We start from the raw sequence: 16,002 nt of genomic DNA, 5'->3' as shown, positions 1-16,002 counted from the left end.
GTTAGGTAGATATTGTCAACAATATGTTTCTGAACAAGGGACAATATACTCATTTGTAAAACGAAAAGCCCTATGCTATGCCTAACGGCAAAAACAAAGGGCTTTTCCATTTGGCTTAAAAATATAAGTCTCTCACACCTGATTCGATCTCTTTTAACCGGTTTGCCGTCGCTGTCCTGGTGGCAGCTAACGGTATAGAGGCCAAATGCTTTTCAATGGTGGCTTCGCCTATTTCTCTTGTCTGAGGGTCGGCGTAGTCGAGCAGGTATTCTTTGAAAGTAAGTAAGGCGTTTGGCAAACAAACATTCTGGATTTCACCGCTTTTAGCCAAACTCATGAACCTGTCGCCGGTGCGGCCTTGGCGGTAGCAAGCTGTGCAATAACTGGGGATAAATCCTTGCTGACAAAGCATACTGATAACTTGGTTGGGCGACCGGTTATCACCTACTTCAAACTGAAGACCTTTAGCAGCGGCATTGGGTTCGTGCTCTTTATAAACCTGATGGTAGCCGCCAACACCGGTGCAGGAACCGGCGCTAATCTGGGATATACCGTATTTGATAAGTTCATCCCTGAGTTCAGATGACTCGCGGGTGGATAAAATCATGCCGGTGTAGGGGACAGCCAGCCGAATGACGGCAACAATTTTTTTAAAGTCTTCATCACTGACCAAATACGGAAATTTGGATAAGTCCATGCCACTGGCCGGACGGATGCGGGGCACTGAAATGGTGTGTGGGCCAACCCCGTAAGTCTTATCAAGGTGTTCGGCGTGGAGGAACATGGCCACAGTTTCGAATTTATAGTCATACAGCCCGTATAATACACCGATACCGACATCATCAATGCCGGCTTGCATAGCCCGGTCCATGGCAGTGGTATGCCAGTTGTAGTCTTTCTTGGGTCCGGTTGGATGCAACGCAGCATAAGTGGGGCGGTGATATGTTTCCTGGAACAGGATGTAGGTGCCGATTTCCGCTTCTTTCAGCATGCGGTATTCTTCAATCGTGGTGGCGGCGATATTGACATTAACCCGGCGAATACTGCCGTTACCGTTTTTGATGCTGTAAATTTGCCGGATGGCATCTACTACATATTCAATCGGACAATTGACCGGGTCTTCACCGGCTTCGACTGCCAGGCGCTTATGGCCCAGCGATTCCAATATCTCAACTTCTTCTTTTATTTCGTCAAGTGTCAGGCGGCGGCGAAGCTGCTCGGAGTTGCCGGCGCGGTAGCCGCAGTAGGTACAGTTATTTACACAGTGGCTGGAAATATATAAAGGTGCAAATAGTACAATCCGGGTGCCGTAAATGGCCTGCTTGACCGCTGATGCTGCCGCAAACATCTCGGTTTCAAGTTCAGGGTCGGTTACTTCAAGCAGAACGGCTACTTCGGCGGCTGATAAGCCATGATATTCGCGGGCTTTGGTCAGTATTGACCGCACGTAGTCCTTGTTTTGGGATTTTTCCTTTGCGTCATTAAGCAGCTTGCCAATTAAGGCGTCATCAATGAACGCATCAGAGGTACGTTGAGCATTGTCAATCATTTTTTTTCTCCCCTTTAACTGCCGCTTCTCTGGCAGTAAGGGCCGACTTGACAGTTACGCCGGGAAGGTTGCCGAGCTTACCGGTTAATGCACCTACTTCATCAGTGGTACCCTCGATGATCAGGGCAATAACGCTAACCTCTGCATTATGCCGGGGAATACCCATGCGGCCAATAATAATTCGGCTGTAATCACTAAGAATACTATTGACTTTATCGGCGATGTGTTTGGGATCGTCAATAACTATGCCGATTACACCGATACGTTTAGCCACAAGTTTTCCCCCATTTCCCTGGGCGCAGGCACAGGCCCTTGCTTCAGACTGCGGCAATATTTAGTATCCTTGGCGGGAGGGCAGTGTGCCGCCCGGCCTCAGACCAGTACACTTCAACATAATTATATATTATTTTGAAAAATAAATACAATTAGTTATTTAATATTTTGTTATTTAATATTTTATAATTCATGGCTTCGCCGTTGGTTACTTCCCAATTATCATATACGGCTTTGGCTGCTTTAAGTATGCGGCAGGCGCGTTGAAAGCGGCTGTTGATTTCTTTAGTACAACTTAATATTGCTGCTTGGTTTTCTATTAATTTGCTCTCATCCCAAAATTGACCGAGGTTTACTATTTCGTCAATACAACCTGTTTGGCGAGCATCAACAGCATGGGGAGGAGCAGTGCCGTCAATTACGGCAGTATTAAGGGCGGGGACAACCAATCCATCAAGGAAATTAGGGTTTCCTGAGCAATGGTGATGCTCAACATCATAACCCTGTCCGACCAATTTTTGGCTGACCTTTTTCATACGGAAGTATTATTTTTCTATTTAGTGATAATACTATCAAAGTATGCCATTGTTACCGGAGGGATGTATGTGCAACAAAGTTTAGAAAGTTATCTGGGTATTGACGTTGGTTCAGTAAGCACGAACATTGTCGTGGTAGATACCGGCGGACAAGTACTGGATACCTTATATATCAGGACCCAGGGTCAGCCGATAGCGGCTGTGCAGACAGGCCTCAGAACCATAAAAGAGCGTAACGGTGAACTGGACATTAAGGGAGTAGGCACAACCGGCAGCGGCCGGCACCTGGCTGGAGTAATGGTTGGAGCTGACACGGTAAAAAACGAAATAACAGCTCATGCTGTAGCAGCTATGCATATTGTTCCTGATGTGAAAACAGTTGTGGAAATTGGCGGTCAAGATTCCAAGATAATCATTATTCGCGATGGTGTTGTCACTGATTTTGCCATGAATACCGTGTGTGCGGCCGGCACGGGTTCTTTCCTCGATCAGCAGGCCGCCAGACTCAATATACCTATTGAAGAATTCGGCGGCAAGGCGCTGGAATCAACCATGCCGGTCAGAGTAGCCGGGCGTTGCGCTGTTTTTGCCGAATCAGATATGATTCATAAACAGCAAACAGGCCATCAGATTAGTGACATATTAAATGGCCTGTGCCAGGCGCTGGCTCGTAATTATGTAAACAATGTTGGTAAAGGTAAAGAGATAAAGGGGCCGGTACTGTTTCAGGGCGGTGTAGCTGCCAATCAGGGGATGAAACGGGCTTTTGAAGAAGTTCTTGGCTGCCAGGTCATTGTACCGCCTTATTATAATGTTATGGGCGCAATCGGCGCCGCCCTGCTGGCTCGGGATGCTGTACAGGGTAAGCCGACGGCTTTTCGTGGCTTTGAGGTTATTGATTACAATTATTTGCCGCGCAGTTTCGAGTGCAGTGGCTGTCCTAATATGTGCGAGGTGGTTGAAATCAGCATGAATGGCCAGGTTGCCGCGCGTTGGGGCGACCGCTGCGGTAAGTGGACAAGCGGTACGCCCCGCTAGGCTGGGAGGAAAATATTTTGACACAAAAGGTGCGGGTGGGCTTGCCGCGCGGCCTGTTATACCACGAGTATGGTCGTGCATGGGAAAAGTTCTTTGAAGGGCTGGGGGCTGCGGTTATAGTGTCAGGCGAAACGACTAAAAAGATGCTTGACACTGGTGGCAGGCAAGACTGGAGGCTTTTGTTGATTTGCTCAGGTACCGGCGGCAGGTGTGATTAAAATCACTGTGGGTATGGGTCTATTCCTGCTATAATGTAAAAAAAAGGAGGACCGAAGCATGAAGAAAGTTACCAGAAAGATTGTGAAAATTAATGACGACTTATGTACCGGCTGTGGCCAGTGTGTGTCACCATGCGCCGAAGGGGCAATCGAGATTATTGACGGTAAAGCGCGTGTCCGTCGCGAAGAACTGTGCGATGGTGCAGGATTTTGTTTAGGAGTATGCCCGACAGGGGCGTTGACCCTTGAAGACAGGGAAGTTGTACCATTTGACGAAGAGGCAGTACATGAACACAAAAAGGCAATTGCCGATAGGCCGGAGTATAATGTTACCATGAAATGCTCGCTGTGCGGTGTTACCGAGCACGAGCGTCCCCTGCTGCCGATAAAAAGTAAAGGCCAAAGTGACTGGGTATGTGTACGTTGTATTCCCCGCCTAATTCACGGCTAAGATCCGGAAATATCCATATGTATCGGCATATCCTACCTTTAATGGGTAGGATTTTTGTTTTTCGCGTAGAATAATTACTAATTCAGTCTGTTTTTCATAGGAGGCTAATCATGCGGAAAGCGGTATTGGATACCTTGCTGTTATTGCCGCCGCCACCCTGTGGGAGTGGGAGGATCGGTCGCCAAGGCACTGTTTATTAACCGTTAGTATAATTATTTTCCATCTGTATAACTGGAGTGATTTTGATGCATATTGTACTGGTAGAGCCGGAAATTCCCGGTAATACCGGCAACATTGCCCGGTTGTGTGCGGCTACCGGGTGCGAACTGCACCTTGTTAAGCCACTTGGGTTTTCGATTGAAGACCGTTATTTGAAGCGGGCCGGGCTTGATTATTGGCATTTAGTAAGAGTGCATGTACATGAAAATTTTGCTGAAGTACTGAAACTTTATCACGGACATAACTTTTATTTTAATACTACCAAAGCAAGCAAGCGTCACAACGATATTGCCTACCGGCCGGACGATATGCTGGTGTTTGGTAAAGAAACAGCCGGTCTACCGCAGGAACTGTTGGCTGCTTATCCCGAACACTGCGTACGGATTCCTATGATTAATGATGCCCGGTCGCTTAATTTATCCAATGCGGTAGCGGTTGTTGTCTATGAGGCCCTTAGACAACAAGATTTTGCCGGGCTCAGGTAGCTCTGTTTAGGACGGTGATAACATGTTTGCACAATTTGGGCCGGCAGGTAATCCTGATGCGTTTTATGAAGCCGGGTTTAAGGCATCGGCCGATATGCCGGAATGGCTGGCCGGCCTCAACCTGACGGCATATGAGTATCAATGCAGCCGCGGGGTTAATGTCAGGCAACCTACTGCTGAACTGGTGGGGGAAAAAGCGGCGCAGTACGGTATCAAGCTTAGTATTCATGCCCCCTATTATATAAGCCTGGCTACTGAGGATGAAACAATTGCCGGCAATACCCAGCAGCATTTGTTACGTTCGCTTAAAACCGCAAAATGGATGGGAGCTGACCGGGTTATATTTCATATCGGCGGTCCGGGCAAAAGTGACCGGCACCAAGCGATGGAACGGGCTAAGCGTTTGTTTGCTCAGGTACTGGAGCAAGCTGAACGGCAAGGCTTGACCGGGCCGTTGCTGCTGCCGGAGACCATGGGTAAACAAAATCAGCTAGGTTCGCTTGATGAGGTGCTTGAAATGTGCAAACTGGCCGAATGGGTGCGGCCAGCCGTTGATTTTGGCCATATGCATGCGGTGACTTGCGGGAAGTATACGACAAGCCAGGAATATGCGGCTGTATTTGATAAAATTGCCGAAACGTTGGGAACAGAGGCTGCCAAGAATCTTCATATTCATTTCAGCCGGATTGAGTTTACCAAGGCCGGGGAAAAACGCCACTGGACGCTCAATGATCCATTTGGTCCGCCGCATGAACCGCTGTTAGCCGTGATTGCCGAACGGGGCTATACGCCGCGGATTATTTGCGAATCAGCCGGCACTCAGGCCCAGGATGCCAAGACTATGCAGGAATTTTACCAAGGGCTGCTAAAAAAGGAAGAATGAAAATAATAAAAACGGCAGGGATTTTGTCATAGAATGCCGAAATAGCCCGAATAGTCAATTCGGAGGATAGCTTATTTTGCGCGATTTTGACAAGATGATTTTGGATAATTTTTTAGATGTGCAGAACTGACTGACAATATCAGTGTGTTTGCCAGCACCACTTTAGGAAGTATAAATATGAATTACTACGCATAAGATAGATGGAGAATTGGAGGAATCTGAATGAATGTGCATGACAAAGCCCATGATTTGGGCCGGGCGCTGAGAAATTCCGAGGAGTACCGGGCGTTTCTTGCAGCTAAGCAAAATCTTGACAGGGATGAACCCAGCAAAAAAATGGTGCAAGATTTCTTTAAAAAGAAGCTGGCTGCCGAATATGATTTAATGGCCGGTAACCCAGAAGATAAGGCAAAATCTGAGCAACTGCAGCACATGTATGAACTTATTGTTAATAATCCCAAGGCTAGAGATTTCATTCACGCCCACATGCGCTTTCAACAAATCGCTGCTGATGTTTACAAAATAATTGGCGATTCGGTCGCCGAAGGAATGGATTTATTTGGCAAAGAGTGAGATGATGGTTAAAATCCCTGTCGAGTTTAGCGCCGAATTAAAAAAAGCTATTCCCCCGGAAAGGTTGCGCGTAAATGAGCCCATGTCCAACCATACGACCTTTAGAATCGGCGGACCGGCTGATTACTTGGTGTTTCCTGCTTCGGCTCAAGAAGTGTCGGTTGTATCTGATATTGCTAAACAGTTTAACGTACCTGTTACTGTACTGGGTAATGGTTCCAATGTATTGGTATTAGACCGGGGGATACGCGGTTTGGTTGTGAAATTTGGTCCTGAGATGGGGTATATACGGCATAGCGGTACTACTGTTTTTGCTGGAGCCGGAGCGTTATTGACCGATGTATCCAAATATGCCGCCGCGAATAAGTTGACCGGTTTTGAATTTGCCATCGGTATACCCGGCAGCATCGGCGGTGCAGTGTTCATGAACGCTGGCGCGTATGAAGGCGATATGAGCCAGGTGGCGGTAGCAGTAACTGCTGTATGTACTACTGGTCAATTAAGACGGTTTGAGGCCGCAGAACTGAATTTTGGCTACCGCCATAGTGTGTTTCAGGATAATGGCTGTATTATCTGTGAAGTGGAACTAGCCTTGAATAACGGTGAAGATAGTTCCATCCGCAGCTTGATTGATGATTATACGACTAAGCGAGAAAGTAAACAACCTTTGGAAATGCCTAGTGCCGGCAGCACCTTTAAACGGCCGCAGGGGCATTTTGCCGGGACACTTATAGAACAGGCCGGGCTGAAAGGGGCTACCGTCGGCGGTGCCCAAGTCTCGACCAAACACGCCGGTTTTATCATAAATGCCGGCGGTGCGACAGCCCAAGATGTGCTGTCGCTGATTAGTAAAGTGCAAAATGTTGTCTACAAACGGTTTGGCGTTGCCTTACACCCTGAAGTTAGAGTAATCGGTGAAGAATAGTGAATATTGAGCTACATAGTTAATTATCCAGAACCGGGAACTGATTTGGCCCCGGTTTTTTTATTTTTGCAGGGAAAATGATCCATAATGTTGAATTTAGAAAATTAAATTGTTTCTAAATATCAAGTCGTAAGTGTACGAAAAACAGCACAATACTGAAAAGGAGTCAAGCCTATGCGTCTAACATTTTTAGGAGCTGCCGGAATGGTAACCGGTTCCTCATACCTATTGGAAATTGGCCAAAAAAAGTATTTAGTTGACTGCGGCATGTTTCAGGGATCAAAAGCCATTGCTGCGCTGAACCGGCGGCCTTTCCTGTATAATCCTGCTGACATTGACGGCGTGCTCTTAACGCATGCCCATATCGACCACAGCGGGTTGCTGCCACGGTTGTGTAAATCAGGATTTAAAGGACCCATTTACGCTACGAAGGTAACAGCAGAGCTCTGCAGCATCATGCTGCCTGACAGCGGCCATATTCAGGAATTCGACGCTGAAATTGCCAATCGTAAGGGTCAGCGGGCCGGGCATAAGCATGTTGACCCGCTGTATACCGTCGAAGAGGCGTATGAGTGTTTGAAACAATTTTCGCCGGTCGCCTATGACAGTGAGGTCAAACTGGCAGATGAGATTACTGTTAAATTCAGAGAAGCAGGCCATATCCTCGGTTCATCTATGGTCGAGATATGGGTGACTGAGAACAATGAGACGGCGAAGTTTTTGTTTTCCGGTGATTTGGGCCAGCCTGACCAGCCTATTATTAAGGATCCGGCAATTATCGATCATGCCGATTATATTGTGGTTGAATCTACCTATGGTGCCCGTAAGCATGAAATAAGCGACCCGGTGGAACTGTTGGCTCAATATATCAATGCCAGCGTCGAGAAAGGCGGCAACATTATTATCCCTTCGTTTGCTGTCGGCCGTACTCAGACTATACTTTACCATCTGCATAAATTGTTTAAAGCCGGACTTATTCCTGATATACCGGTTATTATCGACAGTCCGCTGGCTATTTCTGCAACCAACATATTCTTACACAATTCCCAGGAATATGATAGTGAAGCATATGATATGTTGTATAAAGACCACGACCACCCTTTGAGCATGCCGCAATTAACCTTTACGAAAACGTCTGATGAGTCCAAAACCATCAACAAGATGGATCGGCCGGCAATCATCATTTCGGCAAGCGGTATGGCTGATGCCGGACGTATTCTGCACCACCTTAAGCATAACTTATGGCGGCCGGAGTGCACGGTGCTGTTTGTTGGCTATCAAGCTCAGGGCAGCCTGGGGCGCCGATTACTCGAAGGTATTAAGCGGGTTAAAATTATGGGGGAAGAAATTAGCGTAAAGGCTAAAATATATAATCTCGAAGGGTTTTCTGCCCATGCTGACCGAGACCAACTCATAGCATGGTTGGGGAATTTCCAAAACAAACCGGCCAATATATTTGTTGTCCACGGTGAACAAGATATGTCAGTACCATTTGCACAACTTATCGAGCGGCAATTGGGAATATCCACTTATGTTCCACGTTATGGTGATTCAGCCATAATTACCGGGCGCAACTGGCAAATTGAACCATCAAATATCGCAACTATTGAACCTGCTGTGCAACAGCTTAGAGAATATCTTGATGAAATGGAAAAAGAATACGCCGATTTCCGCCGCAGGCTCGAAGACCTGGTGGCCGGGAACAGCGGCAGGCTTCTGGATGTGCTCAAGCGTGTGGATAAAATCCGCACATTTATTAAGAAGACACTTAGTGATTTGTGGTCATAACGTAAAATTTAATTTGACAGATGCCTACTGGTATAATATAGTGAATTGTGCATGACACTACAAAAAGGATGCAAGCTTAAATGCATCCTTTTGTTCATTACTTAGGAGGCAATAATTTTATATGGAACGTAATGATCTTCGTAATATTGCTATTATCGCCCACGTTGATCATGGTAAAACCACCCTGGTCGACGCCATGCTGAAACAAAGCGGGGTATTCCGTGCCAACGAGCATGTGGCCGAACGTGTAATGGATTCCAACGATCTTGAACGTGAGCGAGGCATTACCATTTTGTCAAAAAATACAGCGGTAATGTACAATAATATCAAAATTAACATTGTTGATACTCCCGGCCACGCCGACTTTGGCGGCGAGGTCGAGCGGGTGCTCAATATGGTTGATGGTGTGCTGCTCTTGGTTGACGCTTTTGAGGGTCCCATGCCGCAAACTAAGTATGTGCTTAGAAAAGCGCTGGAGCAAAAGCTCAAGCCGATTGTCGTTATTAATAAAATAGACCGCCCGGACCAAAGGGTGGAGGATGTTGTTGACGAAGTGCTGGAACTGTTCATTGAACTTGAAGCCAATGATGACCAGTTGGATTTTCCCGTTGTGTATGCGGCTGCCCGGGATGGCATCGCCAAAATGGCTATGGCTGATGATAGCGATAATTTACAGCCGTTGTTTGAATGCATTGAAAAAACCATCCCTGCGCCGCACGGCGAGATTGATGGACCGCTTCAGGTTATGATAACAACCCTCGACTATGATGATTACGTCGGGCGTATTGCGATCGGCCGGGTAGTACGGGGCCGAATCACCAGCGGACAAAATGTTGTCATTTTAAACGGAGAAACTGAGGTTAGGGCAAAAATTGGCCGGTTATACATATACGAAGGCCTAAAGCGAGTTGAGGTAAAAGAAGCGGCATTAGGCGACATTATTGCCATGATTGGACTTGAGACTGTTAATATTGGTGATACTGTGGCTGATCCGGAGAACCCGGAAGCGCTGCCTACCATTAGAATTGACGAGCCTACTTTGTCGATGGTGTTTGCCGTTAATACCAGCCCGTTTGCCGGGCGTGAGGGGCAGTTTGTTACCTCTCGCCATATCCGCGACCGCTTGTTCCGTGAAGCTGAAACCAATGTTAGCTTGCGGGTTACTGAGACCGACAGTCCGGACGCTTTTGAAGTTGCCGGCCGGGGTGAACTGCATTTATCCATTCTTATTGAAACTATGCGGCGCGAAGGTTACGAGATGCAAATCAGCAAGCCGCAGGTAATTTATAAGCAGATTAATGGCAAGCGCTGCGAGCCAATGGAGTTTTTAACAATTGACGTGCCACAGGAATTTATGGGCGCAGTAATGGAATCGCTGGGAACCCGGCGGGCTGAACTGGTCAATATGGTGGAATTGGCCGGGTATTTACGAATGGAATTTATTGTTCCGGCCCGCGGACTGATCGGTTTTAGATCAGAATTCTTAACCAATACCAAAGGCAACGGCATTATGCACCATGTATTCCACGGTTATGTGCCGTACAAAGGCGACATTCCCGGCCGCACCCGCGGGGCGCTGGTAGCTTTTGAAGATGGTGAAACGACAGGTTACGGTATTAATAGCATCCAAGACCGGGGAGTTATGTTTGTTGTGCCCGGCCAGGCCGTGTATCAAGGCATGATTGTCGGAGAAAATTCCCGTGAACTGGATATGGATGTCAACCCGTGCAAGAAAAAACATGTTACCAATATGCGGGCCAGCGGTTCTGATGATGCGATTCGCCTGACGCCGCCGCGTATTTTGAGTCTCGAACAAGCGCTTGAATATATTAACGAAGATGAGCTTGTCGAAGTTACGCCCCATAATATCCGTTTGCGCAAAGCTATTTTAGACAGGCATATGCGTGGGCGCGAACGGAAAAAAGACGCTTAGTTAGGAGAGTAAGGAGGGCGGAGCATGACGTTAACTCCTGAAGCTGAAACTGTACTCAAAGCCAGGTATTTACGGGAAAACGAAACGCCTGACGATATGTTCTGGCGGGTGGCCAACCATGTGGCCAGCGCTGAAACAAGCTACGGGCATGATGCCGTCAGCGCTGCCCGGGAATACTATGAAATCATGTCCGGAATGATATTTCTTCCCAACTCGCCTACCCTCATTAATGCCGGTAAACTCAAGGCCCAGCTTGCCGCCTGCTTTGTCCTGCCGGTTGAAGATTCACTGGCAGGTATCTTTGAAACCCTTAAGCATACTGCCTTGATCCATCAGAGTGGCGGCGGCACCGGTTTTTCCTTTTCCCGGTTGCGACCTCAGGGAGATAAGGTGGGAATAACAGGCGGGGTATCTAGCGGCCCGTTGTCATTCATGCATATTTATGACATGGCAACCCAGGTTGTAAAACAGGGAGCGGCCAGACGCGGGGCCAATATGGCTGTTCTGCGGGTCGATCATCCTGATATTGTTTCATTTATTACCGCCAAACAGCGCCCTGATGTGCTTAATAATTTTAACTTGTCAGTAGGCATATCCGATGTTTTTATGGAAGCAGTAAAAAACCAGGGGGACTTTGACTTGATCAATCCCCGGAACGGCAAGACCAGTAAAACGATGCCAGCTAAAGAGATATTTGACCTGTTGGTTAAAATGGCTTGGGAAAATGGCGAGCCCGGTCTGTTTTTCCTGGATACTGTCAATAAAGCCAATCCTACACCCGGCTTAGGTGTTTTTGAATCGCCCAATCCTTGTTCCGAGCAGCCGTTATTACCCTACGAGTCATGTGTGTTAGGTTCGATTAACCTTACTAAAATGGTTACCGGTAACGGACGGGACCGGCGGCTTGACCGGGGTAAACTAGCCCGGGTAGTGAGGACGGCAGTACGGTTTTTGGATAATGTCATCGACGTCAACTGTTATCCCCTGCCTGAGGTGGCGGCGGCTACCCGGCTGACCCGCAAAATCGGCTTGGGCATCATGGGACTGGCTGAATTATTCATCCTGCTTGACATGCCCTACGCCAGCCAGCAGGCTGTCGATCTGACAGCAGATATTATGAAGCTTGTCACGGCAGAGGCCAGAGCGGTATCGGCTGAACTCGGGTGCCAGCGGGGAAATTTTCCGGCCTTTACCGACAGTATCTATGCTCAGCAAGGTTACAGCCATATGCGCAATGCTACCGTAACGACCATTGCCCCAACAGGTACGATTAGCATGATTGCCAACTGTTCAAGCGGTATTGAGCCGTTGTTCGGACTGGCAATGACGCGCCGCGTCTTGGACGGCAGGCTTATTACCAGTATAAATCAGGTTGCTGTTGATTATTTGAAGAATCAGGGACTGTTAAATCAGGAAATTTACGATCAAGTAGCGGCTTCAGGCAGTGTGGCAAATATGGCGCTGCCTGATAAAGTCAAAAAAGTGCTGGCTACTGCCCATGAAATTGAGCCTGCTTGGCATGTGGCCCACCTGGCAGCGGCTCAGAAATATACTGATAATGGTGTTTCAAAAACTGTCAACTTGCCTAAAGATGCCGTGCCTCAAGATGTAGCCGACGTATTTTGGTCGGCCTATAGTAAAGGGTGTAAAGGAGTAACAGTATACCGGGATACGAGTCGCGACCAACAGGTGCTCACTCATGGCATCAGCAGCGGCTGTGATGAATGTCAATTATCCTAATCTTCCGGTACGAATGTTATTTTCTTCCAAATTTTCCTGTCGGCTGACATTATCTGGAATCTGATGTCGGATATAGTCTTTTAGTCCTAGCTAATTAGGATTTATCTCCCTATTTTGACGAAAACGAGAATTTTTATTTGAGCAAGGAAGGAATTAGCAAAACATTGTCGAATTCTTCCCAGAAAATGGTGTAATATTTTCTAGGGGGGCATTAACGGTGGCGCTTGGATTAATTGACAAATTGGCAAATTTTCTTATACCGGTTGAAGAAGAAGTGACAATGCCGGAGAAAGCAATGCCTGTTGAAAAAGATGTAGCACAATATGATAATGAACGCCGCCCTAAACTAAAGGTTCACAGTCAGCAAGCAGAAAATTTGAAAGTAGTTGTTGATTTGCCAACATGTTTCGACGATGTTCAGAAATATGCAGATTATTTGAAAGCAAACACCGCGGTAGTTGTAAATTATCAGCAGGTTGATGGCGCGACCCAGCAGCGGATGGGTGACTTTTTAAATGGAGTCTGTTACATTATGGGCGGCAGTGTGCAACGGATTTCATCCCAGGTGGTGCTCTATGTTTATGCTAATATCGAAGTTGATAAAAAACTGTTTGCCTATTCAGTACCCACGTATGTTCGCGTAAAAAATGAGTTGTAAGAAGTTTTGGCAGTGAAATGCGCTTGCTTTTCGAAGCAGGCGCTTTTTTTATTGTTATGTTTATTTTTATAAATCTAAAGATAATCTAAAGTTTTAATTATAGAATAGACCCATACTTTGTTACTGCTTATCTGCAACTGCGAGTACTGTTCAAAGCCGGTGGCCGCAGCAGAGTTTTCTGTTATAGACTACCAACAATTAAGGGAGGATTTAACCTGATGCCGGGGAAAAAAAATCTGTTGAAACCTGCAGTAACCGCACTGACAACCGGTGTGCTACTACTGAATAGTGCCGCTGTTTTTGCGGCTCCAACCATGTTGTCTCTTGATGAGAGCGTGGCTATAACTTTGAAGAATAGTTCTGCCATAAAAATTGCCGATGCCGATAAAGAGAAAGCAGCGTGGGGCCGGAAAGAGGCTGAGGCCGGAAAAATGCCGACACTGTCACTAGGCAGCACTTACAACCTAAATCAGAGCGGAGGCGGGGGCAGCCATTTGAACAATTCGTTGCGGTTTAGTTGGCCGCTCTATACTGGCGGCAAGCTTGAAGGACAAATTGAGCAGGCCAAGCAAAGCCAAAAAATTGCTGATTTAGGGGTGGATAAAGCCAAACAGCAAGCCAAGCTTGACGCTACTATTGCCTATTACGATGTACTGGAGGCCAGGAGCATAGTGGAAACCAACCAGGCAGCAGTTAGCAACCTGGAAGCCCATTTGAAAAATGTTCAGGCCCAATATGGGGCCGGTGTAGTTGCCAAGTCCGATGTACTCCGCTCAGAGGTAGAATTGAGCAATGCCGAGCAAAATCTGATCAAAGCTAAAAATAGCTATGATTTAGCCGTAGCCAACCTTAACAACATCATGAACATTGATATTGGAACAGAAGTAGCATTAAAAGACGAACTGCGGCATGACAAGTATGATAAATCGCTGGAAGAGAGTATTGCGCTTGCCCTGAAGAACCGGCCTGAAATAGCCCAGGCCCAGGCCGGTGTCGACAGCGCTAATGCAGCCGTAAAAGTTGCGGCAGGTGGTAAACTCCCGACTGTAAGCCTCGGTGGATCGACAGGTTGGAGTGATTCGGTTTTGCCTGACAGCAATAATAATTGGTCAATGAGTTTGACAGCAAGCTGGAATGTGTTTGATGCCGGAGTAACCAACGCCAAAATAAAACAGGCCGATACAACGGTAACTAAGGCGGCAGAGCAATATGAACAAACAAAGGACAATATCGAGCTGGAAGTGCGCCAAGCTTATCTTAGCATGCAAGAAGCCGATAAACGGCTGGCTACTACTGAAATGGCTGTCAACAAGGCGGAAGAGGACCTGTACATTGCCCAGGAAAAATATAAAGCCGGGGCAGGCACCAATCTGGACGTAATAGATGCCAATCTATCGTTAACCCAGGCAAAAACAAATCATATTCAAGCTTTATACGATTATAACGTAAGCATGGCCAAACTTGATAAGGCTATTGGCACTCAGGTTAATTAATGACAGAAAAACAAGGGAGATGGAAAAATGCAGGCAATAGTACGTAAACTGCTGCAACATAAAAAATGGCTGTTACTAATTATGATAGCTGCAATTGCAGTACCAGTCGGTTATTATATTCAAAGCAACAAGGCCAAGGCGGCTGTCTCGGTACAGACAGCAAAAGTAGAACGCGGTGATATGGTATCGGTGGTGTCGGCCACCGGCACGATAAAACCGGTGAACATGGTTGACATCAGTTCTAAAATTACCGGTTTACTTAAAGAAGTTAGAGTAAAAGAAAACGATCAGGTAAAAGCCGGTCAAGTTTTAGTTGTGCTTGACGATACGCAACTGCAGGCGCAAGTATCGCAAGCAAGGGAACGTTTAGCTAATGCTGAAGCCAACTATCAACGCAATCAGCGGTTAAGCAGTATTGGTGCTGTATCCGAGCAGCAGCTTGACAGTTCACGACTGGACTATAAAGTAGCGCAAGCCAGTTACGATCAAGTTGTATCACAGTTAGAAGATACTGTAATCAAATCCCCGATTGACGGGGTCGTTATCGGTAAGCCGATACCGGCAGGCCAAACGGTGGCTCAGGGTATTTCCAACCCAATGGTTATCCTTAGTGTAGCTGATATGTCCAAACTACAGATTGAGACTCAAGTAGATGAGTCGGATATTGGTAAAGTGGCCGTAGGCCAAAAAGCAACGTTCACGGTGGATGCTTTTCCTGGTAAGACTTTTAACGGTACGGTAGCAGTTATTTCACAAAAGGCAACTGTACAGTCAAATGTTGTTTACTATACCGTAGTAATTAATGTAGATTCGGATAATGACGGACTGAAGCCCACGATGACAGCCAGAGTATCGATTCAAACCGGTGAAAGTAAAAATGCACTGACTGTGCCGTTGGCGGCTATTAAGAACAATAAAGACCAGCAGTACGTGGTAGTTATGAAAAACGGCGGACAGATGGAGAATGTTCCGGTAACCACCGGTCTGACCAGTGATGACAGGATTGAGATCACTAGTGGTCTTAGTGACGGGGATGTAATCGTATTATCACAAGCCAAAACACAAACATCGCAGAAAAGTTCTCAGAATGGCTCCAGAGGTATGGGAATAGGCGGCATGATGCCCCGCTGATGATAAGTGAGCCTTGGTTTCGGAAAGGGTTATTAAGCCCTTCCAAAACCTTAGAGCGAACTTAATTCAGCTTAACAGCCTGGGCTGAGTAATCATACAGGCTGTTAGC

Annotated in this window: 16 protein-coding genes; 13 read left to right on the top strand and 3 right to left on the bottom strand. The window is 46.9% G+C overall.

Annotated features, from left to right (window positions below):
• Positions 1-115: 115 nt before the first annotated feature.
• The 3 genes from hydG to SCACP_RS11605 all read right to left on the bottom strand — a co-directional run bounded on the left by hydG (position 116) and on the right by SCACP_RS11605 (position 2,358).
• A complete protein-coding gene (gene hydG, locus SCACP_RS11615) occupies positions 116-1,549 on the bottom strand; it encodes a [FeFe] hydrogenase H-cluster radical SAM maturase HydG (protein WP_425057747.1) in 1,434 nt (477 codons plus the stop codon).
• Positions 1,542-1,823 carry a TM1266 family iron-only hydrogenase system putative regulator gene (locus tag SCACP_RS11610; protein ID WP_425057746.1) on the bottom strand — a complete coding sequence of 94 codons (282 nt, stop codon included), beginning with the start codon at positions 1,821-1,823 and terminating at the stop codon, positions 1,542-1,544. Before SCACP_RS11610 ends, hydG begins: the two co-directional genes overlap by 8 nt.
• 151 nt (positions 1,824-1,974) lie before the next feature.
• Positions 1,975-2,358 (bottom strand): hypothetical protein, encoded by a 384-nt coding sequence (locus SCACP_RS11605; RefSeq protein WP_425057745.1) that lies wholly within the window; start codon positions 2,356-2,358, stop codon positions 1,975-1,977.
• A gap of 69 nt (positions 2,359-2,427) precedes the next feature.
• On the opposite strand from SCACP_RS11605, the gene SCACP_RS11600 reads away from it, so the two are divergent.
• The 13 genes from SCACP_RS11600 to SCACP_RS11540 all read left to right on the top strand — a co-directional run bounded on the left by SCACP_RS11600 (position 2,428) and on the right by SCACP_RS11540 (position 15,893).
• Positions 2,428-3,396 (top strand): acyl-CoA dehydratase activase, encoded by a 969-nt coding sequence (locus SCACP_RS11600; protein WP_425057744.1) that lies wholly within the window; start codon positions 2,428-2,430, stop codon positions 3,394-3,396.
• 17 nt (positions 3,397-3,413) lie between these two features.
• Positions 3,414-3,614, top strand: a complete 201-nt coding sequence (locus SCACP_RS11595) for an acyl-CoA dehydratase activase-related protein (protein ID WP_425057743.1) — start codon at positions 3,414-3,416, stop codon at positions 3,612-3,614.
• 58 nt (positions 3,615-3,672) lie between these two features.
• Positions 3,673-4,065, top strand: a complete 393-nt coding sequence (locus tag SCACP_RS11590) for a 4Fe-4S dicluster domain-containing protein (RefSeq protein ID WP_425057742.1) — start codon at positions 3,673-3,675, stop codon at positions 4,063-4,065.
• A 245-nt stretch (positions 4,066-4,310) separates the two neighbouring features.
• On the top strand, positions 4,311-4,769 hold the full coding sequence (gene trmL / locus SCACP_RS11585) for a tRNA (uridine(34)/cytosine(34)/5-carboxymethylaminomethyluridine(34)-2'-O)-methyltransferase TrmL (protein WP_425057741.1): 459 nt from the start codon (positions 4,311-4,313) through the stop codon (positions 4,767-4,769).
• Between the two features lie 22 nt (positions 4,770-4,791).
• A complete protein-coding gene (locus SCACP_RS11580) occupies positions 4,792-5,652 on the top strand; it encodes a TIM barrel protein (protein WP_425057740.1) in 861 nt (286 codons plus the stop codon).
• Between the two features lie 222 nt (positions 5,653-5,874).
• Positions 5,875-6,225: a YlbF family regulator gene (locus SCACP_RS11575; RefSeq protein ID WP_425057739.1), complete on the top strand. Its 351-nt coding sequence runs from the start codon at positions 5,875-5,877 to the stop codon at positions 6,223-6,225.
• A 4-nt stretch (positions 6,226-6,229) separates the two neighbouring features.
• Positions 6,230-7,150 (top strand): UDP-N-acetylmuramate dehydrogenase, encoded by a 921-nt coding sequence (gene murB, locus SCACP_RS11570; protein WP_425061387.1) that lies wholly within the window; start codon positions 6,230-6,232, stop codon positions 7,148-7,150.
• 174 nt (positions 7,151-7,324) lie between these two features.
• Positions 7,325-8,938, top strand: a complete 1,614-nt coding sequence (locus SCACP_RS11565; RefSeq protein WP_425057738.1) for an MBL fold metallo-hydrolase RNA specificity domain-containing protein — start codon at positions 7,325-7,327, stop codon at positions 8,936-8,938.
• A gap of 121 nt (positions 8,939-9,059) precedes the next feature.
• Positions 9,060-10,871 (top strand): translational GTPase TypA, encoded by a 1,812-nt coding sequence (typA, locus tag SCACP_RS11560; protein ID WP_425057737.1) that lies wholly within the window; start codon positions 9,060-9,062, stop codon positions 10,869-10,871.
• Positions 10,872-10,895: 24 nt separating this feature from the next.
• A complete protein-coding gene (locus SCACP_RS11555) occupies positions 10,896-12,611 on the top strand; it encodes an adenosylcobalamin-dependent ribonucleoside-diphosphate reductase (protein ID WP_425057736.1) in 1,716 nt (571 codons plus the stop codon).
• 217 nt (positions 12,612-12,828) lie between these two features.
• Entirely contained in the window at positions 12,829-13,269 is a 441-nt protein-coding gene (locus SCACP_RS11550; protein ID WP_425057735.1) for a cell division protein SepF, read from the top strand.
• Positions 13,270-13,487: 218 nt separating this feature from the next.
• Positions 13,488-14,762 (top strand): TolC family protein, encoded by a 1,275-nt coding sequence (locus tag SCACP_RS11545; RefSeq protein WP_425057734.1) that lies wholly within the window; start codon positions 13,488-13,490, stop codon positions 14,760-14,762.
• 27 nt (positions 14,763-14,789) lie between these two features.
• Positions 14,790-15,893: an efflux RND transporter periplasmic adaptor subunit gene (locus tag SCACP_RS11540; RefSeq protein WP_425057733.1), complete on the top strand. Its 1,104-nt coding sequence runs from the start codon at positions 14,790-14,792 to the stop codon at positions 15,891-15,893.
• Positions 15,894-16,002 lie beyond the last annotated feature (109 nt).

The organism is Sporomusaceae bacterium ACPt, assembly GCA_041428575.1.
Lineage (GTDB): Bacteria > Bacillota > Negativicutes > Sporomusales > Sporomusaceae > Sporomusa_D > Sporomusa_D carbonis.
Note: the sequence above shows the minus strand (reverse complement) of the source record. Positions and strands in the feature narration are given on the sequence as shown.

Coding starts and splice junctions, on each gene's coding strand:
- hydG (WP_425057747.1), bottom strand. CDS start 1,549: ATGATTGACAATGCTCAACGTACCTCTGATGCGTTCATTGATGACGCC.
- SCACP_RS11605 (WP_425057745.1), bottom strand. CDS start 2,358: ATGAAAAAGGTCAGCCAAAAATTGGTCGGACAGGGTTATGATGTTGAG.
- SCACP_RS11590 (WP_425057742.1), top strand. CDS start 3,673: ATGAAGAAAGTTACCAGAAAGATTGTGAAAATTAATGACGACTTATGT.
- trmL (WP_425057741.1), top strand. CDS start 4,311: ATGCATATTGTACTGGTAGAGCCGGAAATTCCCGGTAATACCGGCAAC.
- SCACP_RS11580 (WP_425057740.1), top strand. CDS start 4,792: ATGTTTGCACAATTTGGGCCGGCAGGTAATCCTGATGCGTTTTATGAA.
- SCACP_RS11575 (WP_425057739.1), top strand. CDS start 5,875: ATGAATGTGCATGACAAAGCCCATGATTTGGGCCGGGCGCTGAGAAAT.
- murB (WP_425061387.1), top strand. CDS start 6,230: ATGGTTAAAATCCCTGTCGAGTTTAGCGCCGAATTAAAAAAAGCTATT.
- SCACP_RS11565 (WP_425057738.1), top strand. CDS start 7,325: ATGCGTCTAACATTTTTAGGAGCTGCCGGAATGGTAACCGGTTCCTCA.
- typA (WP_425057737.1), top strand. CDS start 9,060: ATGGAACGTAATGATCTTCGTAATATTGCTATTATCGCCCACGTTGAT.
- SCACP_RS11555 (WP_425057736.1), top strand. CDS start 10,896: ATGACGTTAACTCCTGAAGCTGAAACTGTACTCAAAGCCAGGTATTTA.
- SCACP_RS11545 (WP_425057734.1), top strand. CDS start 13,488: ATGCCGGGGAAAAAAAATCTGTTGAAACCTGCAGTAACCGCACTGACA.
- SCACP_RS11540 (WP_425057733.1), top strand. CDS start 14,790: ATGCAGGCAATAGTACGTAAACTGCTGCAACATAAAAAATGGCTGTTA.